This window comes from Asaia sp. As-1742 (assembly GCF_011753235.1).
GTDB lineage: Bacteria > Pseudomonadota > Alphaproteobacteria > Acetobacterales > Acetobacteraceae > Asaia > Asaia bogorensis_B.
Genome location: NZ_VWWA01000009.1, coordinates 1 through 26,369, shown reverse-complemented (window position 1 = coordinate 26,369; position 26,369 = coordinate 1). Strand labels below are relative to the sequence as shown.

The 26,369-nt window shown below is 58.5% G+C and carries 21 protein-coding genes and 8 pseudogenes; 23 read left to right on the top strand and 6 right to left on the bottom strand.

Annotation, left to right across the window (positions count from 1 at the left end):
* The first annotated feature begins 56 nt into the window (after positions 1 to 56).
* From F3J08_RS12725 to F3J08_RS17565, 7 genes and pseudogenes are all read left to right on the top strand, one after another.
* On the top strand, positions 57 to 947 hold the full coding sequence (locus F3J08_RS12725) for a pyridoxamine 5'-phosphate oxidase family protein (RefSeq protein ID WP_166930396.1): 891 nt from the start codon (positions 57 to 59) through the stop codon (positions 945 to 947).
* A 19-nt stretch (positions 948 to 966) separates the two neighbouring features.
* Positions 967 to 1,569, top strand: a pseudogene (locus F3J08_RS12720) (ImuA family protein); the annotation flags it as partial.
* On the top strand, positions 1,499 to 2,377 hold the full coding sequence (locus F3J08_RS12715) for a DNA polymerase Y family protein (protein ID WP_370458736.1): 879 nt from the start codon (positions 1,499 to 1,501) through the stop codon (positions 2,375 to 2,377). The pseudogene F3J08_RS12720 and the gene F3J08_RS12715, both read left to right, overlap by 71 nt.
* A complete protein-coding gene (locus tag F3J08_RS12710) occupies positions 2,374 to 2,703 on the top strand; it encodes a hypothetical protein (RefSeq protein ID WP_166930394.1) in 330 nt (109 codons plus the stop codon). Before F3J08_RS12715 ends, F3J08_RS12710 begins: the two co-directional genes overlap by 4 nt.
* Before the next feature lie 1,757 nt (positions 2,704 to 4,460).
* Positions 4,461 to 4,685: a DUF4160 domain-containing protein gene (locus F3J08_RS12705; RefSeq protein WP_205206990.1), complete on the top strand. Its 225-nt coding sequence runs from the start codon at positions 4,461 to 4,463 to the stop codon at positions 4,683 to 4,685.
* Positions 4,675 to 5,067 carry a DUF2442 domain-containing protein gene (locus F3J08_RS12700; RefSeq protein ID WP_166930390.1) on the top strand — a complete coding sequence of 131 codons (393 nt, stop codon included), beginning with the start codon at positions 4,675 to 4,677 and terminating at the stop codon, positions 5,065 to 5,067. The genes F3J08_RS12705 and F3J08_RS12700 overlap by 11 nt, the downstream gene beginning before the upstream one ends.
* Positions 5,067 to 5,258: an MJ0042-type zinc finger domain-containing protein gene (locus F3J08_RS17565; RefSeq protein ID WP_166930525.1), complete on the top strand. Its 192-nt coding sequence runs from the start codon at positions 5,067 to 5,069 to the stop codon at positions 5,256 to 5,258. The genes F3J08_RS12700 and F3J08_RS17565 overlap by 1 nt, the downstream gene beginning before the upstream one ends.
* Positions 5,259 to 6,278: 1,020 nt before the next feature.
* On the opposite strand, the gene F3J08_RS12690 is transcribed toward F3J08_RS17565, so the two are convergent.
* The 3 genes from F3J08_RS12690 to F3J08_RS12680 form a co-directional block, all read right to left on the bottom strand.
* Positions 6,279 to 6,572 (bottom strand): hypothetical protein, encoded by a 294-nt coding sequence (locus F3J08_RS12690; RefSeq protein ID WP_166930388.1) that lies wholly within the window; start codon positions 6,570 to 6,572, stop codon positions 6,279 to 6,281.
* A complete protein-coding gene (locus F3J08_RS12685) occupies positions 6,565 to 7,218 on the bottom strand; it encodes an AAA family ATPase (RefSeq protein ID WP_166930386.1) in 654 nt (217 codons plus the stop codon). Before F3J08_RS12685 ends, F3J08_RS12690 begins: the two co-directional genes overlap by 8 nt.
* Positions 7,219 to 7,284: 66 nt before the next feature.
* Positions 7,285 to 8,241: a site-specific integrase gene (locus F3J08_RS12680; RefSeq protein ID WP_166930384.1), complete on the bottom strand. Its 957-nt coding sequence runs from the start codon at positions 8,239 to 8,241 to the stop codon at positions 7,285 to 7,287.
* A 156-nt stretch (positions 8,242 to 8,397) separates the two neighbouring features.
* Here F3J08_RS12680 and F3J08_RS12675 point away from each other — a divergent pair, with 156 nt between their 5' ends.
* The 14 genes and pseudogenes from F3J08_RS12675 to F3J08_RS12610 all read left to right on the top strand — a co-directional run bounded on the left by F3J08_RS12675 (position 8,398) and on the right by F3J08_RS12610 (position 22,944).
* Entirely contained in the window at positions 8,398 to 8,604 is a 207-nt protein-coding gene (locus tag F3J08_RS12675) for a hypothetical protein (protein ID WP_166930382.1), read from the top strand.
* Entirely contained in the window at positions 8,601 to 8,774 is a 174-nt protein-coding gene (locus tag F3J08_RS12670; RefSeq protein WP_166930381.1) for a hypothetical protein, read from the top strand. The genes F3J08_RS12675 and F3J08_RS12670 overlap by 4 nt, the downstream gene beginning before the upstream one ends.
* A 123-nt stretch (positions 8,775 to 8,897) precedes the next feature.
* On the top strand, positions 8,898 to 9,341 hold the full coding sequence (locus tag F3J08_RS12665; RefSeq protein ID WP_166930379.1) for a hypothetical protein: 444 nt from the start codon (positions 8,898 to 8,900) through the stop codon (positions 9,339 to 9,341).
* Between the two features lie 779 nt (positions 9,342 to 10,120).
* Entirely contained in the window at positions 10,121 to 10,375 is a 255-nt protein-coding gene (locus F3J08_RS12660) for a hypothetical protein (protein ID WP_166930377.1), read from the top strand.
* Positions 10,376 to 10,547: 172 nt separating this feature from the next.
* Complete coding sequence (locus F3J08_RS12655; protein ID WP_166930375.1) at positions 10,548 to 11,723, top strand: toprim domain-containing protein; 1,176 nt, start codon at positions 10,548 to 10,550, stop codon at positions 11,721 to 11,723.
* Between the two features lie 244 nt (positions 11,724 to 11,967).
* Positions 11,968 to 12,579: pseudogene (gene dnaE2, locus F3J08_RS12650) on the top strand (error-prone DNA polymerase); the annotation flags it as partial.
* A gap of 77 nt (positions 12,580 to 12,656) precedes the next feature.
* Positions 12,657 to 13,807: pseudogene (locus F3J08_RS12645) on the top strand (IS110 family transposase).
* A 291-nt stretch (positions 13,808 to 14,098) separates the two neighbouring features.
* A pseudogene (locus F3J08_RS12640) lies at positions 14,099 to 14,392 on the top strand (DNA polymerase); the annotation flags it as partial.
* Position 14,393: 1 nt separating this feature from the next.
* Positions 14,394 to 15,500: an IS110 family transposase gene (locus F3J08_RS12635; protein WP_370458735.1), complete on the top strand. Its 1,107-nt coding sequence runs from the start codon at positions 14,394 to 14,396 to the stop codon at positions 15,498 to 15,500.
* Between the two features lie 337 nt (positions 15,501 to 15,837).
* Positions 15,838 to 16,275, top strand: a pseudogene (gene dnaE2, locus F3J08_RS12630) (error-prone DNA polymerase); the annotation flags it as partial.
* Between the two features lie 614 nt (positions 16,276 to 16,889).
* Positions 16,890 to 18,728, top strand: coding sequence for a reverse transcriptase domain-containing protein (locus tag F3J08_RS12625; protein ID WP_166930372.1), 1,839 nt, complete (start codon positions 16,890 to 16,892; stop codon positions 18,726 to 18,728).
* Positions 18,729 to 18,818: 90 nt separating this feature from the next.
* Positions 18,819 to 19,725: pseudogene (locus tag F3J08_RS12620) on the top strand (OB-fold nucleic acid binding domain-containing protein); the annotation flags it as partial.
* Between the two features lie 368 nt (positions 19,726 to 20,093).
* Positions 20,094 to 20,693: a glutathione S-transferase family protein gene (locus tag F3J08_RS12615; protein WP_166930370.1), complete on the top strand. Its 600-nt coding sequence runs from the start codon at positions 20,094 to 20,096 to the stop codon at positions 20,691 to 20,693.
* A 160-nt stretch (positions 20,694 to 20,853) separates the two neighbouring features.
* Complete coding sequence (locus F3J08_RS12610) at positions 20,854 to 22,944, top strand: ParB/RepB/Spo0J family partition protein (protein ID WP_166930369.1); 2,091 nt, start codon at positions 20,854 to 20,856, stop codon at positions 22,942 to 22,944.
* Positions 22,945 to 23,024: 80 nt separating this feature from the next.
* Here the strand turns inward: F3J08_RS12610 and istA are convergent.
* Positions 23,025 to 24,210: pseudogene (gene istA / locus F3J08_RS12605) on the bottom strand (IS21 family transposase); the annotation flags it as partial.
* 90 nt (positions 24,211 to 24,300) lie between these two features.
* The gene (locus F3J08_RS12600; protein WP_166930368.1) at positions 24,301 to 24,687 is read right to left on the bottom strand and encodes a hypothetical protein; all 387 of its coding nucleotides are present in this window, start codon (positions 24,685 to 24,687) and stop codon (positions 24,301 to 24,303) included.
* A gap of 181 nt (positions 24,688 to 24,868) precedes the next feature.
* Here F3J08_RS12600 and F3J08_RS12595 point away from each other — a divergent pair, with 181 nt between their 5' ends.
* Positions 24,869 to 25,273 (top strand): type II toxin-antitoxin system RelE/ParE family toxin, encoded by a 405-nt coding sequence (locus F3J08_RS12595; protein ID WP_240149338.1) that lies wholly within the window; start codon positions 24,869 to 24,871, stop codon positions 25,271 to 25,273.
* Positions 25,270 to 25,551 (top strand): helix-turn-helix domain-containing protein, encoded by a 282-nt coding sequence (locus F3J08_RS12590; protein ID WP_166930366.1) that lies wholly within the window; start codon positions 25,270 to 25,272, stop codon positions 25,549 to 25,551. The genes F3J08_RS12595 and F3J08_RS12590 overlap by 4 nt, the downstream gene beginning before the upstream one ends.
* 248 nt (positions 25,552 to 25,799) lie before the next feature.
* Here F3J08_RS12590 and F3J08_RS12585 read toward each other — a convergent pair.
* Positions 25,800 to 26,141 (bottom strand): annotated as a pseudogene (locus F3J08_RS12585) (transposase); the annotation flags it as partial.
* Positions 26,142 to 26,369 lie beyond the last annotated feature (228 nt).

Below are 26,369 nucleotides of genomic sequence, written 5' to 3'. Positions count from 1 at the left end.
GGAGATGCTACGTGGCATGTTTGCCTCATTCAGTTCCGGCATGACGGATCACGACGATGGATAACACGGCGACCGCATTTCACGAGGGCGAACGGCGTGCGCAGGCACTGGCTGGCGTAGCCGCACCTTCGAGCACTTTCATTCGCTCCTTCATGACAGAGCAGCATCGCACGTTCTTTGCATCGCTGCCTTATGTCGTGCTGGGTGCCCTTTCTCCCGATGGCTGGCCGGTCGCAACGCTTGCAACCGGCTTGCCCGGCTTTCTCTCAGATCCTGACGAGATAACACTTCATCTCGCCTGGCATCCCCTATCAGGAGATCCAGTGGTTGAAGCGCTGGCACCGGAACGCCCGATCGCGATCCTCGGGATCGAGTTTGCGACACGCCGACGCAACCGCGCCAACGGCACCGTTCTGGCGAACGACGCGGATGGCATCCGGATGCGCGTTCTGCAGAGTTTCGGAAACTGTCCAAAATATATCCGCACACGTGAGCCACGATCGCTGCTTCAATTGCCCGGTGCCGTGGAGAGATATCCGGCACTAGACGCTGAGGCGCGCGACGTCATCATGACCGCCAGCACATTCTTCATCGCCTCCTGCGCATCGTCTGTCGTCCACGGCGGCATGGATGTCTCGCATCGCGGCGGACCATCAGGTTTTGTGCAGCTCGACGGTGATATTCTGACTGTTCCGGATTATCCAGGTAACCGTTATTTCAACACGTTTGGAAATTTTCTGGAAAATCCTCGGGCTGGTCTTCTCTTCATCAATTTCGACAACGGTGATCTTCTGCATCTGACGGGTGAGGCGTCTGTTTCGTGGAGCGATGCAGGGCGTTCGCTTGATGTGCGTATTCGAGAGGTGATCCGACGCAGGAAGGCTCTGTCGCTCGGTTGGGTGGAAGGACCTGATATTGGGATCGTATCGTCGAGTCACGACGTATGACCGCAAACCGCATTCGTATTTTGCTGCCGGCATCGCCGCACGTACACAAGGTCAGGTGTTATGGATCGTGACAGTTGCCGATCTGTTTACCCCCGCACTTCAGCAGGTCGGCCTTCCACTCTCGCGGGTGCTTTTTGTCGAGAGTGGCACCGATCGTGACGTGCTGGCCTGTTTCGAGGAAGGGCTGCGGCATCCTGGTCTGGGCGCGGTGGTCGCCGAAGTCGGTCGCCTGACCATGACGGCTTCGCGCCGGTTGCAACTCGCGGCTGAAAGCGGTGGCGGCATCGGTCTCGCCCTCCAACGGTGGAGACGACAGAGGGATGCCGCTGACTTCGGGCAGCCGACGGCGAGCGCCACACGCTGGCGGGTCTCGCTCCTGCCATCCCGGACGTTGCCGGTGCCAGGGGTCGGCGACAGTCGATGGTTGCTGGAACTGATCCGGACACGATCCGGCGAAAGCGCCGACTTCGAGGTGGAGGTACGAAATGGACAGGCAGGATTGCGGATTGCCGGAGGTCCGGACAAAACAGCAGGAGCCGAGGCGAATCACGGTGATCTGGCTTCCGTTCTGGGCCACCGACCGGTTCCGCCGCGAACGGGGCGACGGCGCGCCTCCGCCTGAACAGCCACTGGTCCTCGCGGGGCGCGAGGGCAATCGTCGCGTCGTGCTGGCCGCCGACCGCGCTGCCCGTAAAAGCGGGGTGGTGATCGGAATGCCGGTTGCCAATGCGCAGGCGCTGATTCCGGGCCTGGCGGTTCAGGACGGCCAGCCCGATGAGGACCGCGCCGCGCTGGAACGGCTGGCGCTGTGGCTGCAGCAGCGGGTCAGTCCCATCGTGGCGGTCGATGCGTCCGGCAAGTCGGCGGACGGGCTGGTTCTCGACACCACCGGAGCCGATCATCTCCTGGGCGGTGAGGCCACAATGTTACGTGATATTGTTCGTCGCCTGAACGGATCCGGTATCATGGCGAGAGCCGCCGTCGCTGATACGCTCGGAGCAGCCTATGCCGTCACGCGCACGACGCCGGGCACGGCGATTGTCGTTCCACCCAGAGAGCACGTCGCTACTCTGGCGGATATGCCAGTCGCTGTTCTCCGCCTCCCAACCAACGTCGTTGCCGGAATGGCCGACCTCGGCCTGACCCGGATCCGCGATCTCGAGAACGCGCCCCGCGCCCCGCTGGTGCTGCGCTTCGGTCCGGAAATCACACGAAGGCTGGATCAGGCCTATGGCAGGGTGGAGGAACCCATCCTGCCGATCCGTCCGGTCGATCCCGTCGCGGTGTCGCGCGACTTCGCCGAGCCAATTGCCGCCGCCGAAACCATCGCGCGCTATATAGGCATGCTGGTGCCACCGCTCTGCATCGGCCTCGAAGAACGCGGCCTCGGTGCACGGCGACTGGATCTCCTGCTGCGTCTTCTGCGGTGAAGCTGGCTCAAGAGCAGGCCGAGGCATTCCGCAAAATCGCGCCCGAGATCGTCTGTCGCGTCTATCGGGGCATGAATCAGGAAGACCCGGACGCCAGAGGGACCGACCCAGAGACCGGCAAGCCGTGGGGAATGTGCCGCAACCCGGGCGCGGTGAAGATGGCGAGGGAACTGGACCTTTCCGCTGCCGAAGCGGTCTGCGATGCCAAGACGACAGACAGCGAGGGCAATAAAGTCTTTGTCTGCCCATTCCGTGACCAGTGCGGATATCGGAAGCAGAAAGCCGCGCAAGGCGTCCGTGTCTGGTTCCTTGGGCAAGTGCGATAGGGGCCGCCGCACCTATGGGCCTACTGTCTGGGCCTTAACATTCCTCAACATGCCGCATTCTGATTTCAGTTTTTATCAGTGTCAGACTCTTTGAATTCCGGGTGAAAAACAATCAAAGAAAGTCAGGCGGGATAGGGGCTTTCGAGGCCCCGCACATACGCGCGTGGGTATGTCGGAATTGTCGCTTCCTTATGTGAGCAACGCCCGCGCGTGGATATGTCAACTCTGTCAGATTGCCGCCCAACGCGCCCGCGTTGAATTGTCGGAACTGTCGGATATCGGTTTAGTAAATGCTATACTCGACCCCATGAAGGGACCGAACAAAGCCACCCGCTGCGCCCGATGGAAAGCCGCCCGCACCGAGCAGGATCGAGCCTTTGCCGCGTGGCTTTCTGAGAACGCCGAACGCCTTGGCAAGCTAACCAGAGCCAGCCGAAGCATTGCCAAAAAAGAGGCATGGTCCGCCCTGTCGCCATCGGGGCCGTCCGTCCCTTCCGCACGATCTGAGGCGCGCAAGAAAGCCAAAGAGGCAAAGCGGGCGGCATGGTTTGCCATGAGGGCCGAAGTTGAAGCCGAGATACTGAGAGATATACGGGCCGGAAGGCTGGGGCGCTCGGGGTAGAATTATTCTTCACAGTGAAGATCAATCAAACCGCAATGCCGGTTTCGTGCCATTTGATGATGGCAAATCACCCCTGCCTCGCACGCGCACACGCGCCCGTGCGGAGTGTGTGGATAATGGCCTTAGCGTCCCCCTGGCGGGGCGCTGTCATTATGCGCGTTGATGTGTGGAATTTGTGGTTTTGCGTTCTCGACCCGGCAAACTGAGAGTTTGCATTTGTATATTGAGAGGCCAAAAACTTGCATCCACCTTGCGTCTGGTTTGCATCCTTGGCGCATCCGATCGAGGGTATCCCTTTTGCGTCAACCTGACGCAAAAGCCCCCTCTCGCACGCGCACACGCGCGCGGGTGTAATGGTGCGGAAATTCGGACGCCTGACCTGCCTTTCTGGCTAGCTGGGCGATACCGTCACGCTGTTTGGTCATAAGTGTCCCCAAAGTTGGGGAGACCCCGGTAGGTATGCTCAAACTTGAGCACACCCTCAAACTTGAGGGGGCCAGCAAAGGGGATCGCGTTTCGCTATACCCTTGCCGGTCACGGGGTCTGATCCGAATAGACCCCTTCCGCTGTTCCTGCGCTGCAAGATCAGCAAAGGGGATCGCGTTTCGTTATGCCCTGCGATGGGGTAGCGAAGCGCGACCCCAAAAGGGGGTGGTAAAACGCCACCTCCTGCGATGGCCTATCGTTTCGTTACCCCATAAGGGATAGGCGTTTCACCGACCCCTTGTGAGGTGGTAAGTCGCCACCCCATGTCCGCGCCGCGATTATCTCGCGTTAGAAACCGCGTGAAGGCATGGCCGATCTGGCTACCCCTTGGCGATGAGGCTATGGCCGCTTGCGTGAAAGCCACAAGCGGACTTCAGCAATCGCCCATATCAACACAGACAGCGTGATTCCGATGGTCAGGTGGTCGGGAAAGGTGATGGACAGCATGGAGGTTCTCCTTCCCCATGGCCTTTCTCATATCTTGCTTATTGGCATTAGGCTGACGGATTTCAGTCCCTATATTTTCAAGGTTAATCTGGTGCCGGGCCAGACGGGCTGAGTACCGTTCTAGGCGGTCCGACCAAGACTGCTGCATTCATCTATTGAAAACCTATCATGATAGGTTCATCATCTACTGATGCCAGTGGTGATGCGAATAGCGGGATATCGCGTTGTGATCTTTCCGAACGATCATAAGCCTCCGCATGTGCATGTCATCGGGCCAGACGGGCAGGCAATCGTAAGTCTTGAGAAGCCTGCGCGTCTGCTACGGGTTGAGGGCATAAGCCACCGCGAAGGCTCCAAACTGGCTAAGGCGGTTGAGGAACATGCGGAAGCGCTGCTGAAAGAGTGGGAGGCGATCCATGGTCAGTGAAGCGGAATACAGACAGGCGGTGGAAGCAGGTCAGGAATATGCCAAGGCTACGCCGGGCGTGGTTGCTGCGGGCTATGATGCGACGACAGGCAGGGTCACGGTAGAACTGACCAATGGGGCTCGGTTCGAGTTTCCTGCCCGAAAGATACAGGGATTGCAGGACGCAACAGATGCCCAGCTAGCCAAGGTTGAGCGCATGGGTCGATATGCTTTGTGCTGGGAGGAATTGAACGCTGATATTCTGGTGCCTGAACTGATGGCAGGGATATTCGGGACGCGGGCGTTTATGGCCTCGCAGGCTGGCCGGGTCACGTCTCCCGCCAAAGCTGCGGCGTCACGGCGCAATGGGACTAAGGGCGGAAGGCCCAGGAAGGCGGCTTGATGGTTAAGGTTTGGGGACATGGAGAAGGGGACGATTTCACGTGCCCACATTGTCAGGCTCGGTATGCAGTGACGATCACGCGCCTTCCTGTCCGGGACAGGGATAGTGCAACTTGTCAAAAATGCGGGCAGGTTATGAAAACGTGGAACAGCACGGAATCATATTCTTACTCGCTCATAGAAGAGGGTTAGTCGCCATATAGGGCAGGGGTCACATCGGAAGTGGCCCCCTGCCAGTTAGTCTATCGAATGCGCGATACCATGTTGCGCCAGCTAGTCAGACTTTTTGTGTCCGCCTGATTCTCGGGCACCAGACCAACAAAGACCCTACAATAGCGAAGCCCCATTCGTTGCTTTCCATCCTTGTGAGGCGCTTTTGCTGATCGTCATAGACGACGCTCCAGACATGGCCTGCTGATGGATCTGCTTTCAGGGCTGCTAGGTTGGGTGATAGCTCTCGACTAAATAGGAGAGCGAGTGCCAGGGCATATCCGATGCAGAGGACGCCTATCGTGCGTGTTGGCGTCCATCCCGATGGTAAGATGAGGCGCATGTTCTTCGCTCTTTCTCTGCAGTTTTCTTGGTCTGGATCGTCTTAGGAAGAAATTCCCATTCTTGCGGGCTATTTATCATCAGTATGGCTGTCCTGGGCCGCCGGGGCCTGACCCAGCAATGGTTTCTGCCCATCTCGAAACATAATCGTTATGTGACCTGTACTTCTCAGGTGATCTTATTGCTGCCGAATGTTTGTCTTCCAATGCGCTAGTGCATCCTGAGAGCATAAAGAAAACCGTGGAAAAGGCTGCTACAAAACGTGCGCTGTCAGGCTTCATAAATGTGATCCTTATGGTCTTACAGTCGGTTTTCCTGTTCGCCACTGCTTTGCCTATTATTCATTTCTGATCGCTACGCACGAGCCATGCAATCTGGTCCATGGCGTCGAAAGTAAATTATTTTATTCCCAGACCTTGCTATAAGAAAACTAGCAACCATATGTGGCGGGAAGGTTTCAGTTTGGGCTCTCGTCCTCATCAGAAGCCGGAGGTCGTGGGTTCGAGTCCCACCCGGACCGCCATATATGGTTCGGTAGCTCAGCGGGATAGAGCATCGGTATGCCATTAGCGCCGCTCCCCTCCATGGGTTGAGCGGCGTTTTTGTTTGAGGCGTGTGCCTTATGGAAGGGGCTACAACGGAAGTGCCCCCCCCTGCCGGTTAGTCTGCCTCGACGGGGACGGCGAGCCGTGCAAGCTGATCCATGATGCCGTCTGTGATGATCTGCTGTATCGGCTTGTCATGGTTAAGCGCCGCCTGCCTGAGTGCTTTGCGAACGGGGCGTGACACCCTGACCGTGACCGTCTGGAAGTCGCTAGGGAGCGTCCGGGGCCGTCCTGCCCTTGCCTGTTCCTGTCCTGTAAGATCAGGGACCGGGGCTGATGGTGCGGTGGCAATCGCACTAGGTTTCTTTGCTGCGAGAGCGCCGAGGGACATGGGTGCCTTTTTAGCCATCGAGATACGCCTTTTTCAGATAGCGCCAGAGAGCGCGGGTTTCTTGATCTGCCTTGCCGCCGGGTTCGTACTCAAAAGCCGACCGGCCATCGTTGAGGCAGTAGGAGAGAGCTGCTCGCATCGAGACGACAGGCGGGGCCACGGGAAGGCCGAGCGTGTTCGCCACGGCGCGAGCTTCTGCGGTTAGCGTGGGTTCATTCTCTGACCGTGGCGGGGGGCATTGGTTGAGGACGATCACGCCGGGAGTTCGTGATGACGCGACAAGATGAGCCGTTGCCGCGACCGCCCGAAGATCGAGGATGCCGGGGCGCGTGGGGATGACTGCGACCGTTGCCGACTGGATGGCCTGCATGGTTTCCGCCTCGACGCTGGGCCGGGTATCCACGATCAGCAAATCAAAGCCGTCTGCCCGCGCTGCCTCCTGGATCATGGGCAGGTCAGACGCGGGGCGTTCAATCAGGGTTATGTCTTCGCCCTCTCGCGTTTCCCACCATGAGGCCGCCGACCGTTGCGGGTCACAATCGACTAGGGCGACACGCAGGCCATCGGAAGCCGCGAGCGCCGCAAGGTTGAGGGCAAGGGTTGTTTTGCCGGTTCCGCCCTTTTGGGCCACCACGGCTAGGGTTTTGAGTTTATCGCGCTGCATGGCCGCATGATTGGCCGCGTTTCATAATTAAATCAATCATGAACGCATGAAATCATGAACGGAATGCTACATGAAAGAAGCGCCCGCGTGATCCTTGAGCAGATTGGCACGGGTGACGTAGCCGCGAAGAACCTCAAGATTCTTGTGACGGCTGACCTCGGCAATGCGGATCGCGTCATGGCCTGCCTCTGCGCCGGACGTGATGAAGCCAGAGCGGAGGCTGTGGCCTGAGAATTCTGAAGGATCGAGGCCGGCCCGGTTCGCCGCTGCCTTGACCACCTGCGCCACGGTCTGCGCCGTGATAGGGGCGCCTAGTGTTCCGTCTTTTGTGACCTTGCGAAAGATCGGGCCGGACGCGATGCCCGCTGCCTCGCACCATGCCGTAACGGCATCGAGGGGGCGAAGGCGTGACCCGTTGAGAATGCCGATTGTCTGGTCCGCGCCTTCCTGGTCTGTCTTGCTGCGCCGGATCGTCACGATGGCTCCGCCATCGACTTGCTGGATATCCTCGACAGCAAGCGCGACCAGCTCCGAGCGACGGAACGCGCCAGCGAAGCCGAGCGCCAGCAATGCCCGGTTGCGAAGCCCTGCGAGATCGTCACCGCATGTCGCCAGCATAAGCGCCAGCCGATCAGCCGTGGCCGGGGCTTTCTTGTCCGGGGCCGTGCCGATGATGCGCCGCATTCCCTTTAGAGCATCCTTCACCTTGCGAGAGCGCCCAAAGCCGTCATGGCCTGCCAGTTCATGAGCGCATGAGATCGCCGCAACTGCGAGGGAGATTGTCGCTGCCCGCTTCCCTGCCTGCATGAGCATCGAGACATAAGCCGCTACCGTCTCGGCTTGTGCCGGAAGGAATGCCACGCCCTGAGCATGGCACCACCGGGAGAACGCCGTGCAACTGGTCCGGTACGCCCGCAACGTGGAAGGCGAGAGCGCCGCTGCCGCCAGCATGTCCGCCGCTTGCGTGATGCCAGCCGGGAGCATTTCGGGAGGGGCGGGAAGGGGGGCAAGGGCTTGTGTCATCGGGACCAGTGATAATGCAGTTTATCGTTGGTTACTGATTACATGAACGAATAAACTCTTGCAATCCTGAATTGATGAACGCATGAATTAATGCAGGACGACGCGAGGCCGCGAACCTCAGCGCCGTCCCTAACCACCAATCGGAGCACCCGACTAATGGCTTTCCCTTATGTAGCATGTGGCGCGGCTCATACCGACGCTGATCTTTCAGTACAACCCACAAGCCCGCTGATCGCGCTTTCGTTACATGCGCTTTCCGGCATCGCTGCCGCGTTCGGGCTGGCCGTATCTGTCTATGCCGTCGCAACGCCTGACCAGAGCGCCAGACACCGTGCAACGCCTCGCATGGAGGCCGTGCAATGATCCGCCGCGATCTGATCCATTCCACTTATTCGGACCTCTATTCGATTTCCGAGATTTTGGCTGCTTTCATGGGCGCCAGTGAGCCGCCTCCGCTTGAAATGCTGGCCGCATGGGCAAAGCGCCTTGCCGTCTCGCTGGACAACGCCAGCCAGAAAGTGGGGAAGCTATGACCCAAAGGCTCGGCACCCTCACACGCGAGGAAGAAGACGCGATCTTAGAGATGAGGGACGCAACCTTACTGTCCTATGAAGCCGGACATATGGCCCGCATATTTCTGGCCATGCGTCGCGTTCATGGATGACCGATGGGAAAGACTGCATGAGGCGCACGATATCGCCAGCGCCCGCCAGCTATGCGCCAGACTGTCCGCCATTCACGACAGGCCGGTAAGGGACTGGACCCGGCCCGCGCCCGCTGCCCTGATCCGGCCTGAAATCGTTTTCGCCCATCTTATGGGGGTTCTGTCCGATGGCGAGTCGGCAAAGATGCCGGAATGGGGGCCGGGATGGGATTTCACCGATAGCCTGTTCCTCGACGGGGGCGACGATGACGACCTTCTGAGAGAGCTTGAGGCCATGCGACGCCCGTTCATCGACGCCATGGCAGAAGAGACCGCCACCGAGTCGCAGGCCATCGAGGCGCTGGATATCGCGAAAGGGGAGGCGGCTAGGCGCTGGCGTATGCTTCATGCTGCCAATGAAAAGCCGCCTTACAATCCCGCTGCGTTCGACGGGTAAGGCTTCCTTTCGCAGTTGATCCTGCAACGCGAGAACAACAGGCAGGCTCGCGCCGTGTCACCAGCGTATCACTTCCGCATCATAGCAGTGTCAGGATGGGGTCAAAGTGGGGACACGGTGGAAGTGAAGATTTGGGCAACACACAAATGCAGACTTTCAGTCTGGCTGACCGAGGCGCCCCGACCTGCCCTGCAAGCAAACATGCGACTATCCGCAACCATGCGCGACTATCGACAATGGCTTTCGGCGAATGATCGCGTTTACCCGACAAACGGAATGGGCATTTGAGCCCATTTGAGCGTCGCACAGCGGTTAAACACCCGTGTTAGATTATCTGTCACCGGACAGGTCACAATTGCCCTGTGCGAGCTTCTATGCGGATACTTTACAAAAAGGGCGTGTCGCGGGCGCGAGGCTGTGCTAGTTCATTTGAGTAATGATGAAACTCCGAGACACCTTTGAACCTGGACGGCCTGAGATTGGCCCCGGCTTCGTCTCGCGCATACAGAAAAGGCCGGATAGCGGTACCAACGCTACCCGGCCCTTCCGTTGGTTTTCATCATTCCGTTGGTCGAGAACGACCAAGTTACCGCAACAAGCTGAGATAATCAGACAAGGAGGAAACAAGCGAAAATTCATCGCAACGGAGCAAAGCAAACCCTCACAGGTTTTGTTCCATAACGAAGAATCTCGCTTGTTTCCATCCCTGTTTCATGATGCCAGCCATCTGTCTTGGCCTGTTGCTGCCCTTCAATCCATGAACGGAAGCAGCACGAGAGATGAGCACTGCCTTAGAAACAACTGACTTTTTGCCCCTTGCCGATGCTTTGAGAGTGTTGGCTGATATGGGCGTAAAAAATTCTCGGTCGCACCTCTATAGCCTGGCCCGTGAGGGCGTCATCCCCACGATTCGTCTTGGCTTTGCCTGTGGCGTCCGCCGCGATGATCTGCCCGAAATTGCCGCGACCGTGAACGCCATAGGCGATCGCCGAAAGCGCACCCGCACGTCATCCACCATCGCCGCCAACGCATAAGAAAAAGGCCCGCCGGAAGCCAATTCCGGGGGCCTTCTCACTCATGTCGTTTTTGCAGCGCGACGGGTGAGAAAGTACCCTGAATTGGCTTCCGTGGCAAGGAAATAGCCCGGATGACTACCCCCAAAAGCCAGAGCGGACATAGAACCTCGACACTGAGGGAGGCCCGCTTATGAGCAAGCGCCGCGCCTTCATTCCGCCTGAGATCGCCGCCGAGATCAAAGCCCGTGCGGCTTCCGATATCGCAGGTCTGGCCGATCATTTCTTGCTAGGCGAGTATCCGAGACGAAAGGCGACACGCGGGGGCATTGAGTACGCCAGAGACAAAGTGGGGCGCCGGACATGGACAGCCACCACAACCGGGCGGTTTGCTGGATGGGTAAAAGATTGGCGAGGGCATAACCGGGACGCCATCGACTTCATACGCGACCGCATGGAGTGCGACTTCACCGAAGCTCTGCATTGGCTGGCTGATCGCTACGGTGTCGCGCTCTCCGATCAAATGACCGCCGAGGAACGCGCCAGACGTTCCGAAGAATACCGCGCCAAGGAAGCGGCAAGGCAGGCCGAACAGGAACACCAGAGAGAGCAGCAAGAGCGGATCGACAGGGCCGCGCATGAGGCCGCCGAGATCGTGGCCCGCGCCATCGTGGGCCGCCTTCCTGTCGCAACCTCGCACCCCTACGCCGAGCGCAAGCACGTTACGCCACGAACTGCCCTCTATGCCGCCGAGACCATCACGGGCCGCCTGTATAGCCACGAGAAAAGCCGATGGTTCGACCATGCGACCGCTGCCAAAGCCGGGGATCTGGTCATACCGATGCACGACGCATCGGGCCGCGTCATCAACGTGCAGAAGATCACGCCAGACGGAACAAAGCGGTTCCTCCTGGGCGGAAAGGTGCGAGGCGCTTTCCACGTCATACCGGGGATCGAGCCGGGGTTTCTTGTTGAGGGGTACGCTACCGGCCTAACCGTGGCCGAGGCGACAGGCCGCGCCGTTTTCGTGGCGTTCGATGCTGGCAACCTTGGCGCTGTGGCTGAGATCGTAAGGCCGCGCCTGTGTGCCGTTGCCGCTGACAATGACGAAAGCGGGACAGGAGAGACGAAAGCCCGCGCCACCGGCCTGCCCTTCCTGATGCCGCCCGCCGTAGGGCATGACTGGAACGATCACGCATACGGCAAGCCCAAAGCCGCCGAGGAAGGCGAGAGCATCGGGGAAGGCGAGGTAGGGGCCGGACTGGCAGACACCGCCGCCAGACTGGCCGAGATCACCCGAACGCTGCCCGAGGGATGCCCGGACGCGATGGCCGCCCGAGGGGTGCCGCTACCTGAAACCACCGGCTGAGATGGTGCGGCTGTTTGCGCGGTATCCTGAGGCGATCGACCGTACGATGGAGATCGTCGAGCGTTGCCGGTTCTCTCTGGACGATCTGGCCTATCAATATCCCGACGAGATCGAGATCCCGGGCCAGACCTCGCAACAGGCGCTGGAAGCCCTGACATGGCAGGGGGCGCGGGAGACCTATGGCGGTACAATCCCGCCGGATGTGGAGAAGATCCTCCGCCATGAACTCACGCTCATCGGGCGCATGTAGTACGCGCCGTATTTCCTGACGGTGCATTCCATCGTTCGTGAAGCGCGACGGCGCGACATCCTGTGTCAGGGACGCGGCTCGGCGGCCAATTCCGCTGTGTGCTTCGTGCTCGGCATCACCGCCATCGATCCGTCGCGCACTACCCTCCTGTTCGAGCGGTTCATTTCCGAGGAACGGGGCGAACCACCGGATATCGACGTGGATTTCGAGCATGCCCGACGCGAGGAGATCATCCAGTGGGTCTATGACCATTACGGCCGCGACCGCGCGGCGCTGACGGCGGTCGTGATCCGTTATCGCGCCAAGGGCGCGTTGCGCGATGTCGGCAAGGTGATGGGGCTACCGGAGGACGTGATTGCTCTATTGAGCAAACAGATCTGGGGCTGGTCGCGGCATGTCGAAGCAGAGAAATTTGCCGAGACCGGGATCGATCTGACCGACCGGCGCATCCGCCTGACGCTGGACCTCGCGCGCTGTCTGATCGGTGTGCCGCGGCATCTCTCGCAGCATCCCGGCGGGTTCGTGCTGACCCGCGACCGGCTGGACGAGCTGGTGCCATTGCAGCCGGCCGCGATGGAAGGACGGCAGATCATCACCTGGGACAAGATCCTATGTGGATGGAAAGCGCCGCCTCTCCCCATATCAGTTCCGGGGTTCCATCCAAACGTTCAGGAGATATCGTCATGATCGAGACCAATAGCGGAAACGTAGTACGGAACGAGCTGTCAGCACTTTTCGTATCCCTGGAGCTCAGTCGAAAAAATTGGCTCATCACCTCGTTGTCGCCTGGCGCTGGCGAAAAGATGTCGAGACATTCCGTTCCGGGAGGCGACGTTGCCGGATTGCTCGAAAGGTTCGGATCGCTTCGGAAGAAGGCGCAGGCCCGAATGGGTAAGGATTACCCTGTCATCGTTATTCAGGAAGCGGGTCTTGATGGCTTCTGGATTCATCGCGCTCTCGAACAGGAAGGATTTGAGAGCCACGTCGTCGAGGCGAGTTCCATCGCAATGTCCCGCCGTCATCGTCGTCTCAAAACCGATCGTATCGATGGAGAAATGCTCGTCCGGACCCTTCTGGCCTTTAAGAGAGGCGAACCTCGCGTTTGCGCGATGGTGCGGCCTCCAACTCCCGACGAAGAAGATTGCCGACGTATTGCCAGGGAACGAAAGGTGCTGACGGCAGAACGTGTGCAACACGTTAACCGGGTTAAGGGGCTCCTGTTCTCGCAAGGGATTGTCTACAATCCAATGCGGCGTGACCGGAGGGAACGCTTGGAAGAACTGTGCACGGGTGACGGTCGGCCACTTCCGTCACATATGAAAAGCCAGATCATTCGTGAACTTGATCGCCTTGATCTCATCCGTGACCAGATCAAGGCCGTGGAAGCTGAACGGGACGCGTTGATCGCCGCAAGCCAGGCACTAGGCAGCCATCCGCTTCTATGTTGGCCAACGTTGTGGGTCTCGGGGCGGAATTTTCTGCCGTTTTGTGGATGGAAGGATTGTTCCGCAAATTCGACAATCGACGACAGGTCGCTGCCTATGCCGGGCTTGCACCGACGCCCTGGCAAAGCGGGACCGTCAATCGGGAACAGGGGGTTAGCAAATCCGGCAATGCGCGGTTGAGAGCTACCATGCTCCAAATGGCATGGCTCTGGCTTCGGCATCAGCCGACGTCCGCGCTTAGCCTCTGGTTCCACGAGCGGGTGGCGCAGAGCGGCGGACGCGTCCGGAAAACCATGATCACCGCCCTTGCAAGGAAGTTGCTCGTAGCGCTGTGGAAATACGTAACCGCGGGAGTGGTAATCGAGGGAGCGCTTCTGAAAGCCGCTTGAGTATTACTACCGCCACGAAATCCTCCGGGATCTGATCAATCCCGTTGGATCCAGGTGGGCGACCGTATATCGTCCTGGCCGTCAAACAGCCGTTGACAAGGTTGGTCTCGCCCCCTGAGTCCTTGCCCGCCGGATGCGGGATTATGGTGCGGCTGCTTCCGGCAGCGACCGTATGTGAGGTTGATACGTGCATCGGGTAACCCGACGCGGATCTGAAAAACGAGCTCTGCACCTTGGATCCAGATCCCGGAAAGAAGAAGGATAAAAGCATTGACCTAAAAATCCTCATGTGAGGACGATATCGACGCGCTGTGTTTCATGAAAGTCGATGATCTGGGCCTGGGCATGCTCGGCTGCCTGCAGCGCGGCTTCGAGCTCATGAGCGAGCATTATCGCCTGAGCCTGGATCTGGCCTCTGTACCGGCTGAGGATCCCGAGACTTACGAGATGATTCAGCGCGCCGACACGATCGGCGTCTTCCAGATCGAGAGTCGCGCCCAGATGGCCATGCTGCCGCGCATGAAGCCCGCGACCTTCTACGATCTGGTCATACAGGTCGCGATCGTGCGCCCCGGCCCTATCCAAGATGGGGTGGACGGCCTCCATGCGGCATCAATGTGCCATGATGGGGTCGGAAGACCATTCAGAGGAGACCGCCCGGATGACAATTACCACAATCGGCCTGGATATCGCCAAGTCCGTTTTTCAGGCGCACGGCACGGATGCGAGTGGAAAACGCCTTCTCAAGCGAAAGCTGGGCCGGAGCGAGGTTGCGGCTTTCTTCGGAAAGCTTGAGCGTTGCCGGGTCGTACTCGAAGCGTGCGGGACATCGCATCATTGGGCTCGCGTCATCCGGGATGCAGGTCATGACGTCAAACTCATTCCTCCCGAAATGGTCAAACCGTTCGTCAAACGCGGCAAGAAAAACGATGCTGTTGACGCAGCGGCAATCTGCCTTGCCGCTGCACATCCCGACGCTCGGTTCGTTCCAATCAAAGATGAAGAGCAACAAAGTCTTTTATCACTGCATTCGACCCGTAGTCTTCTCGTCAAACAACTGACTATGACTATAAACGCGTTGCGCGCACTCGCTGCCGAATTCGGTTTGATCGTACCGGTGGGTAACTGCCGTTTGTCTGAGCTAATGACGAAAATCGAGGTGTCGACTGAACTGCCTTCCACCATGAGACAGACCGCCACTCTACTCTTTGAACAGTACAGTCGCCTGGTCGAGAGCATCGAAAGCCTGGAAGCGCAGATCCGTACCCATGCCAAGCAGGATGAAGACGCGCGCCGTCTTTTGACCGTCCCGGGGATCGGTCCCGTAACTGCATCCCTGATCGTCGCATCCGTCACGGACATCGGGGCCTTTGATACGGCCCGGCACTTCGCGGCGTGGCTCGGGCTTGTCCCGCGCCAGCACTCATCGGGCGGAAAGACACGATTGGGCAGAATTACCAAGACGGGCAATCGGGAAATAAGGAAGATGCTCGTTCTGGGCGCAACATCCATGCTTTACCGCGCGCAGAAATGGGAGAGCGCTGCAGGAGCATGGCTCTGCAAGCTTCTGGAACGTCGCCCGGGCCGTCTGGCAACCGTCGCGTTGGCCAACAAGCTGGCCCGGATCATCTGGGCCTTGTTGTCACGCAAAGAGATCTATCGTCCGGCTGGCCGCAGCGTCGCTACAGCCTGACGTGCGCCGCCAGGACGATGGATACCGGAGCTTGCTCTGGTAGATCCGGGAGTATGTACTGACTGACGTGATGGGAAGGCTGTAATCAGAAACAGTTCAGGCAATACCGAATGTCCCCGTGTATCTTCGAATACGCATCCAAGAATGGTGCCTGACACTTACGCGCGCACCCATGATGGCCAGCGAAAACTTCGCACGAACAGGCTGGACATAAGGGCGCATCTGACCGGATCTTCAAACCACATTCAGTATCCGTGCATTCGGCCGGAATAAAATACCAAGGGAGGAAAGACATGGAGACGAAATCAATGTGACCTCTTGCGCCAAGCCGGCCGTCCACATAGGGGATATGGTGCATCCCTATCTGCGGCGCAGGGAGGGGCTGGAAGAGCCGGATTATCCGACGCCGGAGTTGGAGGAGGTGCTCAAGCGCACACTCGGCGTGCCGCTGTTTCAGGAGCAGGTGATGCAGGTGGCGATGGTCTGTGCCGACTTCACCGCCGCCGAGGCGGACGGGCTGCGCCGGGCGATGGCGACGTTCAAGAACACCGGCACTGTGTCGAATTTCCAGACCCGTCTGCTCGAAGGCATGACGCGCAAGGGCTATCCGGAAGAGTTCGCCCAGCGCATTTACCAGCAGCTCGAAGGTTTCGGCTCCTACGGTTTTCCGGAAAGCCATGCCGCATCCTTCGCGATCCTTGCCTACACCTCGTCCTGGCTGAAGTGCCACTACCCGGACGTTTTTCTGGCCTCATTATTGAACTCGCAGCCTATGGTGCGCCGTGGTGGCGCATTCGTATGAGTGAAGGATAGTCCTTCTCAGGAAATCAAGGAGTTACCTGATGCCCAATTAGCTTACTTCGGCCGGCAATGGCTGCAACCGGGAAACCGGCGGGGGACAATAGCATGCTGATAGTAAGGCCCTACCGGACCGAAATCATCGTAGGTTAGCGGGGGTCAGGGCAAGATGTGTATGATGAATGCTGAATTGCGTGAATCCCAGATCGGGGACTTGAGGCGCAGTCATGGCGCAGCGATGATTGACGCGCCATACCGTGTGACGGGTGGGACGACCCATTGGCCCTACCTAACCTTGATGACACGGCCCACCTTCTGTCGGAAGGATAACGATCGAACGGGACATTTAACCACATCGGATCTCACCGAATGCGTAAACACGGGATCGCCTAAGCGGGTATCTCTCCGATATCCCGTATGGCGACGGAGCCGCCATATTAGCCAAATGCCCAGAGTAATGTCTGGGACAGCCACCTACGGGTGGACGGGTATGGGTGAAACCAACCGGGCAACCGGATGGGGAATCCCCTCTGCGCGGGTGAAGGGTGGCGCGTTTGCCGAGCTCGGTCGCTCTATGACGGAGGTTTGCTGATGCAACCAACTACCGTGGAAAAGCGGCTTGGCTCAATTATCAACCTGTCCAGACAAGGGAAACGCGTTAACGGCCTTTTCAGGCTGCTCGGTAGTCCTCACCTTCGGGAGAGAGCGTACGAGCAGATTGCGTCAAACAAAGGGGCAACAACGCCCGGGATTGATCCGCAAAACACGCTGGACAGCTTCTCGCTGGCCAGAATGAACCGGATCATGACCAGCGTCCTGCAAGGGACTTATCGCTTTTCTCCTGCTCGAAGGCAATACATTCCCAAACCCAACGGAACAAAACGCCCGTTGGGCATTCCGACTGCGGACGATAAGCTCGTTCAGGCCGTCGTGAAAATAGTGCTCGAACAAATCTATGAGCCTGTTTTTTCTACGCACTCTCACGGCTTTCGTCAGGGGCGATCATGCCATACGGCTCTGACAGAAATCAGAAACACATGGCATGGCGTAAAATGGCTGATCGAGATCGATATTGTCGGATATTACGACAATATCGACCATGACATTCTTCTGAATCTTCTACGACGACGGATCGACGACGAACGCCTGATCAGTTTGATCGGAAGAATGTTGAAGGCTGGTTATCTCGACAACTGGACGTTTCACCGGACGTTCAGTGGTGCGCCCCAGGGTGGTGTGATCTCACCGATCCTTGCCAACATCTATCTGCATGAACTCGATGAGTTTATGCAGGAAATGATGACGGGGTTCAACAAAGGGAAGACACGACGGAGACATCTTCTCTATAGTGAAATCCAAGAGAAAATAAAAACACGACGCAGTATGATCAAACGGCGTAGAGCACGTAATGAAGAGGACGAAGTCCCGGGGCTCATAGCGCAGATTAAGGAACTGGAGAAACGGCGAAGGCAGACGCCGTCAACCGATGCCTTCGACCCGGATTACCGCCGACTCAAATATTGCCGCTACGCCGATGACTTTGTTATCGGGGTGATCGGCAGCAAAGAGGACGCTCGAAATATTCTCTCGGCCATCAACGCGTTTTTGCATGATCGATTGAGACTGAGCGTCTCTCAGGAGAAAAGCGGGATCAGTAAGGCAACAGAAGGTGGGTCTTTCCTGGGATACACGCTGAAAACATTCGGAGATGGCCGAGCAAGACGCATGGTGAGGTGCGGTCGCGCCGTGACCATGCGTATAGCTGGCGACCGGATGCAACTGCATGTTCCCGAAGAAAGACTTGCACGATTTGCCGATCGCCAAAATCTCGGAACATTCTATACAAACCGAGGTCATGCGCGGGGAGAGCTCATCAATAACTCTGATATCGCAATCCTAGCCGGATATAATGCCCTTATGCGGGGGATAGCCGAGTATTATAGGCTCGGCACAATCTGGAAGCGACAGGTCAATCGGTTGCACCATCTGTGGTGGTGGAGCTTGATGAAATCCTTGGCGCAGAAGCATAAATGCTCGGTGAGGAAAACGGTCCAGAGGCTCCGGCGTGGGAATGATATTGGCCTATGGTATGAAGGTCGCCGTGGGCGACGCTTCATGAAGATGGTTCGCCTCAAGGATGTCCGGCCCAATCCGGCATCTGGACGCTTTGATCACTATCCTCAAACAGCAACCTATTTCTGTAGTCGGACCGACACCATGGATCGGCTACGGGCACAGGTTTGCGAATTTTGTGGACGCGACGATGCTCCGGTAGAGGTCCATCACTCTCGACGATTGTCCGACATGCAGGGCACTACTCTGTGGACATATCTCAAGGCCGCGCGCGAGCGGAAACGTATCGTGCTCTGCCGTGAATGTCACGTCGCACATCATGCCGATGGAGACTACAGGAAAAACAGGACAAGATGATGCAAACGTAGGAGCCGGATGATGGGAAACTATCACGTCCGGTTCCGTGGGAGGGGTAGAGATCGATCCCATCGGGACGTCTCGCCCCTACCCGACGGTTTTTACGCCCCCGCGCAACTCGTGCGCGATGCCCGGGACCACGGCATTGAGGTCCGACCGGTCTGTATAAATTCTTCCCGCTGGGACAGCACTCTCGAAGGCGAGGACGACGAACGCGGCTGTTTCGCGGTGCAGCTGGGGATGAGCCTGGTCAAGGGGCTGGCCAACGCCCATGCGGCGGCGCTCGTGGCGGCGCGGCTACGGCGGCCGTTCGCCTCGATCGACGATCTGTGGCGTCGGGCCGGAGTGCCCCAGGAAGCGCTGGTGCGACTGGCGGAGGCCGACGCCTTCCGGCCGGCCTTAGGGCTGGCACGGCGCGAGTCATTGTGGGCGATCAAGGGCCTGCATGACGAGCCGCTGCCGCTGTTTGCCGCGGCCGCGCAGGCGCGCGAGACCGACGAGCCGGCGATGGCGCTGGCGCCGATGATCGATGGCGCCGAAGTGGTAGGCGACTACAATCATCTCGGGCTGAGTCTGCGCGCCCACCCCGTGTCGTTCCTTGCGGGAAGACCTGCGGCAACGCCGGATCGTGCCCTGCGGCACGGCCATGGCGCTGCGAGATGGCAAACGGGCCGAAGCGGCCGGACTGGTGCTGGTGCGCCAGCGGCCCGAGTCGGGCGAGGGGGTGTGCTTCATCACGCTGTAGGACGAGATTGGCGTCGCCAATCTGGTGATCTGGCCCGACATCTTCGAGAAGTACCGATCGATCATCCTCTCGGCCAGCATGGTGGCCGCCAGGGGGCGCATTCAGCGCGAGGGTGATGTCGTGCATCTGGTGACGCTGGAACTCACCGATCTGTCCGGATTGCTCCGGCAGGTCGGAGCGTGGGGAGGGGGCGACGATCCGGCCAGTTCAGGTCTCGACAGGCTCAGTTTCAGGTCGCGGAATTTCCATTAAAAACACGTTTAGGCTTTTCCTTAGTTGCCATTTTGATTACCGTGGTCAGTGGCGTGTGGAAACACTTTTTTGCACTGGGCGGCCTCCTATGTCGGGTGGCCTGCCAAATAGAACACCTGGACCTATGGTCTCGCGGTGAACGGCTTCGGTTGTGCACCGTAGGGAAATAGGCAGGAGGTGAATACGCCCAGCGCAAAACACCTTTCCAACCGCCCGACGCCAGGGAATGGCGGGGTGAATTGCGCGTTAATAGAATTGTACCGACCGGTCACTCCTTGCGTCGATCATTGATTTCGTTTTGTCTCCAAACTTGATGCGCCGGGGACAGGTGATCTGCTCCGGCGGAAGAAACCAAGGAACGACTGGTTATGACATTACCAATACTCTACAACTGTCCCCCATCTGGAAACTGCTACAAGGTTCGGCTGTTCGCCGCGCTGACGGGCATTGAACTTGACATTCAGGATGTCGACATCGTCGCAGGAGCACATAAAACAGCTGGCTTTACCGCCCTCAACCCCTGGCAGCAGGTACCGGTCCTACAGGACAGAGAGACCGTGATCTGGGATTCTCAGGCCATTCTCGTCTATCTGGCGGAAAAATACGGCAAGGCAGACTGGTGGCCGGTAGATCTGGCAACCCGGGCAGCCGTCATTGAGTGGCTGTCGGTGAGCGTCAATGAAATCCAGCATGGCCCGGCAGATGCACGACTTGTGAAATTGTTCGACTATCCCCTGCGTTACGACGATGCCGTACGTAACAGCCAGCGAACTCTCAAGGTCATCGACCAGCATCTGAGCACCCATAAATGGCTGTCAGCAGACCGACCCACTATCGCGGATTGTGCCGCCTATCCGTATCTCGCACTGGCGCCGGAGGGCGACATCGCCCTTGATCCTTACCGGTCATTGCGCCGCTGGATCGATAACATGGAAAAGCTGCCGGGCTATGTTCCCGTTGATCACTAAGCGATTTTACGCATGGCTACATCCGTGCCCGTTCTTTCCTCATGGGGAAAGCCGTGCACCTGGAAGCGGCTGTAAAGAGGGAAAGTGAAGTTGGGAATTTCGTGACGGGTCGAGAGGGTAGGAGTGAGTCTCCTGTCCGCCCGTCATGGAGTTTTTCGCCATGGCAACCGCTGTTTCCAAAATTGCGCTCAGTTCCTCGCGTGACATTCCGTTCAACAAACTGGTCCTGTCCCAGTCCAATGTCCGACGCGTGAAATCCGGTCTTTCGATTGACGAACTGGCTCGAGACATCGAACGCCGCGGGCTGTTGCAGAGCCTGAATGTCCGCCCCATCCTCGACGACACCGGGCACGAGACCGGCACTTACGAAATTCCGGCTGGCGGGCGACGTTTTCGTGCGCTCGAACTGCTAGTGAAGCAGAAGAAGCTCAACAAGACCGCCCCTGTGCCGTGCGTCGTGCGCGAGGTCGGATCGCCCATTCTCGCCGAGGATGACTCTCTCGCCGAAAACGTCCAGCGCGTGGCCCTGCATCCGCTGGATCAGTTCCGGGCCTTCCGCGACATGCTCGAAAAAGGCATGTCCGAGGAGGAAATCGCGGCGGCGTTCTTCGTCCCCGGCACCGTGGTCCGGCAGCGTCTGCGCCTGATGAGCGTCTCCGAAAAGCTGCTTGACGTCTATGAGCAGGACGGCATGCGGCTTGAGCAACTGATGGCATTTTCCATCAGTGATGATGCGGCGCGTCAGGAGCAGGTCTGGGAAATCGTCGCCCAGAGCCATAATCGCGAGCCCTATGTCATCCGCCGGATGCTGACCGAAAAGACCGTCCGGGCGTCGGATGCCCGTGCGCGGTTTGTCGGTCTGGACGCCTATGTCGCGGCAGGCGGACACGTCATGCGCGACCTGTTCGAGGCCGATGATGGGGGCTGGCTGCAGGATCCTGTCATCCTCGACCGTCTCGTGATGGAAAAACTGCATGCCGCCGCCGAGGAGGTCAGGGGCGAAGGTTGGAAATGGGTCGAGACGGCTCTGTCGTTCCCCTGGGGGCACACCCGCCACCTGATCGAGATCGACGGAACGCCAGCGAAGCTGTCCGAGGACGAGACCGCACGTCTGACCGGCCTGCGTGCGGAGCAGGAAACCATAGAGGCGGACTACGCCGAGGCCGACGAACTGCCCGACGAAATCGATCATCGCCTTGGTGAGATTGAACAGGTCATCGAAGCCCTCGAAACCCGTCCCGCAATCTTCGATCCGGGCGACATCGTGCGGGGTGGGGCCTTCGTCAGCCTCGACAGCGACGGCACCCTGCTGATCGAGCGCGGGTTTGCCCATCCGGAAGACCTTGAAGATGAAAATCTCTCAGACGCGCACGATCCTGCGGCAGCCTTGGAAGACGGCGCCGCTCCCGAAGACCATGCTGACGACGCGACTGCCGGCGCGACGGGACAGCACCTTGCGCCCGACGATGCCGAAGACGAGGACGATCTCCGCCGTCCCATCCCGGATCGCCTGCTCTCCGAACTGACGGCATGGCGGACGCTGGCCCTTCGTGACGCGTTTGCCAGCAACCCTGATGTGGCGCTGACCGAATTCCTGCATACGCTCTGCCTCAGCCTGTTCCGCGACGATCGCGGCGGCCCCTGCCTCGAAGCCGGGGTGCGCGTTGTCGGGTTCCCGATCCAGGCGTCCGATCTGGGCAGCAGTCTGGCGGCCCATGCCCTGCGCGCGCGGCACGAAGGATGGAAGCAGGATCTGCCACAGGACGAGGACGAACTCTGGGCGTGGCTGGATCGGCTGGATGAGGCCAGTCGTTCGGCCCTTCTCGCGCACTGCCTCTCCTTCGGGGTGAATGCCGTTTTTGAGAAGGTCAATCCACACGGATCGGTTTCTCCGCGCGCGATTGAGCGCCGACTGGCCCGCAGCAACCGGCTGGCGTCCGCCCTGCATCTTGATCCGGTCGAGGCGGGCTGGCAGCCGACCGTCGAAAACTATCTCGGCCGCGTGACCAAGCCGCATATTCTGGACGCCGTGCGTGAAGCACGCGGTGAACAGGCTGCGGGGCTGATCGCGCATCTCAAGAAAGCGGACATGGCCCGTGAGGCGGAACGGCTGCTCGAAGGTTCCGGCTGGCTCCCCGAAGCGCTGCGTGCAGGGCTGCCTGACGATGCCGAGCCTGGCGAGGAACAGAACCACACAGCGGAGGACGTGGAACTGCCAGCCTTCCTGAACGCCGAGATCGCCGCCGAATAATCCATCCGTGCTTCTTACAAGAATGCGACTTCCTCCCGGGGGAGTCGCATTTTTTTATGGTGTATGTTCCCCAACAAGAGCAAGGCGCCGGGTTTACGCTGGATTACGGCCAGATAGTGCCGCCAGTCATAGACCGTTCGCCCCGGTAAACCGTGGGAGCGCTCCACGATCCGAGAGTGCTCGCAAAGCACTTTGCCTTCGGCTGCAACGACCAGACGCTCGGGATAGACGCGCAGACTGACAGGGCGATTGGCAAAGAAAGCCGGAACGCTGTAGCGATTGCTCTCGAACTGAATGAGGCAGGTCGGAGAGACCCGCTTTGTGTGTTCCACAAACCCGTCAAACGCCCGCCCCGGCACCATCAGATGAGGCATTTCCGCCGCGTGTGCTTCGGCGATGGTGCCCGGCAGTTCGACATGACGCAGGCTGGTCCATAACTCCCGGCAACGTGTTTCGAGCCAGGCATTCAAAGTGGCCAGATCTGAGAAATTCGGCATGTCCTGCCAGATCTGCCGCCGTGCATCCTGAACGGTCTTCTCGATCTGGCCTTTCTCCCAGCCCGCTGCGGGGTTACAGAATTCCGCCTCGAAGAGATAATGGCTGACCAGGGCAGAGAAACGCAGATTGATCTGACGAACCTTGCCTTGCCCGATGCGATCCACGGCGGTTTTCATATTGTCGAAAATGCCTCTGCGGAGGACGCCACCCAGCACACGGAAAGCCTGTGTCAGGGCATCGAACAGCATTTCATGCGTCTGGAGCGGATAGGCCCGCAAAATGAAAGCACGGCTATAGCAGAGCTTGGTATGGGCAACCTGCAGTTTGATCCGTCTCCCCCCAATAACCGCCCAGTCCTCGCCCCAGTCGAACTGGAAGGCTTCGCCCAGCTGAAAACGCAAGGGGACGAACACGCCCCGTCCTGTCGTCTGTTTTGCCTTCTGCTGCTCGACTTTCCACTCTCTTATGAAGGCCGCAACTCGCCCATACGACCCCTCATAGCCAAGCGCCACGAGGTCCACATGGAGGCGACGTCCCGTACGACGATGCTTGCGCGACTTCGAAGCCTCAAGCTCCAGCCAGTTCGTCAGCTTTTGGGCAAACGGATCCAGCTTGCTCATCCGAACCGCGCTCGCAAAAACCGGCTCGAGCGTCTCAGAACGAAGGTATTTGCGGATCGTATTTCGCGACAGATGTCCGACGCTCAATCTCGCGGATCGGCAGACGATCCCGGTAATGCCAACGGCGGATTACACTCAACAAGTCCATGCTGATCACTCCTTCGCCTCCCGCGCTCATGCATCGGGGGCAGTGTCAGGCATGGGTCAATTCTTAATGAAAATTTCCGCCCTCCCAGGGTCAGTTCTCAATGAAAATCAACAGCAGGATGTCCTCGGCAACCGGCAGAAGCCGATCCGGCACGAGCTCGAGGCAGAAAAGGCGTCGACGTGCGATGCCGAGTGCATCCAGCCCTGCCCCGAAGAGCTGGGAGGGGCGTGTCGAAAGCCAGAAAACCGGGCGATCGCTCTGCGCCAGGCACGGCAGGAGAAAGGCGAGCGTGCTGCCGCGCTCGAGCGGGGAGGCGATCAGAAACTCATGCAGCGCGCCACCCGCCAGACCGCCATTGAGATGATGATCGATCGGGTCATAGCCTGTCTCCAGGCGTAGATGGGCGTGGTCTGTATGGTCGCATCGCTCGATCTGCCGGATGCGCCTGCGCAATGTGTCGAGTGCGGTGTTGTCCATGATGCTCCTCCTTTCAGAACGGAACATAAGAAGAACAAGAAAGACAAAAGCAAATGAAATTTGGTGACAGGGAGATTGTCCTACGGACTTGTGGAGTGCCGCCAGGGCGGGTACGTGCGCCCTATGGACAGGCCTTCACCCTGCCCACAGCGCGCCCGACACACCACAATCCCACAGGATCATGAGCAGGAGATTTTTCTATTTTATTCAGATAAAGGAGGTGACAATAGCATACAAAATTTTGTATATCCTTCGGATGAAGATGTTGCAATTCAGAGGGAGCGCCCTCAACGATTTGCGCGACTTTCCTCTCTCTGTGCGGCGCGAAGCGGGGTATCAGCTTGATAAAGTGCAGAGCGGAGAGGTACCCGCTGACTGGAAGCCTATGATGACAGTCGGGCCGGGCGTGCAGGAAATACGTTTGAGGGATGCCTCCGGAGCGTTTCGCGTGATCTACGTGACCAAATTTGCTGATGCTGTCTATGTGCTGCACTGTTTCCAGAAGAAGACGCAGAAGACCAGCAAGGCCGATCTCGATTTGGCAACCCAGCGCTACGGCGATCTTGTGAGGGAGATAGGACGATGACGAACCAGAGTTTTGCCAGCGTGTGGGATGCTCTCGAGGACACCCCCGCCGAGGCAGAAAACATGAAACTGCGTTCGGCGCTGATGATGGCGTTGGAGAAGAGAATCCGCGATTGTGGATGGACGCAGGCAGAAGCCGCCCGCCGGCTTGGTGTTACGCAACCCCGCGTCTCTGACTTGATGCGTGGTAAGATCAACGTGTTTGCTATCGATACTCTCGTAAACATGCTGACGTCTGCCAACCTGCATGTAGAGATGCGGGTGATGGAAACCGCCTAAAAAGAATGAAGGTGAAAATACGATTTGTTATCGGCGGGACGGAAATATATAAAACCTCGTCAAACTGTATTCCATCTGTTGGCGAGAAAGTCACAATATCGATGGATGCTTATAAAAAAGGCTTATATCCCGGATTAGTGATCACTTTTACTGTAAACGAAGATTTCCCCCGCACTACGATTTTAGTGAGCCTGATGGCCCTGTTGTTTCAATAGACGTTGATAACTACTTAGAGCCCTTGTGGAAATTCACGGATGAGCGTTTCGGCGTAGCATGAGGCTTCCCATGGCGATGTGGATCATGGCGTCTGCGACGTCGATACGCTGTTCGTAGTCCCTCACCAGTCGGCGCCAGCGGATCATCCAGCCGAATGTCCGTTCAACGACCCATCGGCGTGGCAGGACCTCAAATCCTTTTGCCGTATCTGACCGCCGGATAATTTCGACCGTAAAGTCGTGAAAGGCGGCTTTGTCCATCAACTGCAAGCGGTCATAGGCCCCATCTGCGAACAGCTGCTTCACCCACGGCCAGCGTTTGCGGATAGCATCCAGGATTATCTGTCCGCCCGCACTATCCGAAATATCGGCAGGCGGGTTTTGTCAGGTTAACGATGATACGATGATTTTGCGAGATCTCCCCGGAGTAAAGGGAAGGATCGATGTCGCTGTATAAGGGCTTTCGTTATCCTAGCTGTTTGGTCCCGGGTTTTGATGGTGCAATCTTTTCATCGGAATGGAAGGAAGCACTATGGGCCAGGTTCACCACGGGAGCGCCACGACGACAGCGGCAGTCCGTCGAGCGATACAGCATAGTCAAGA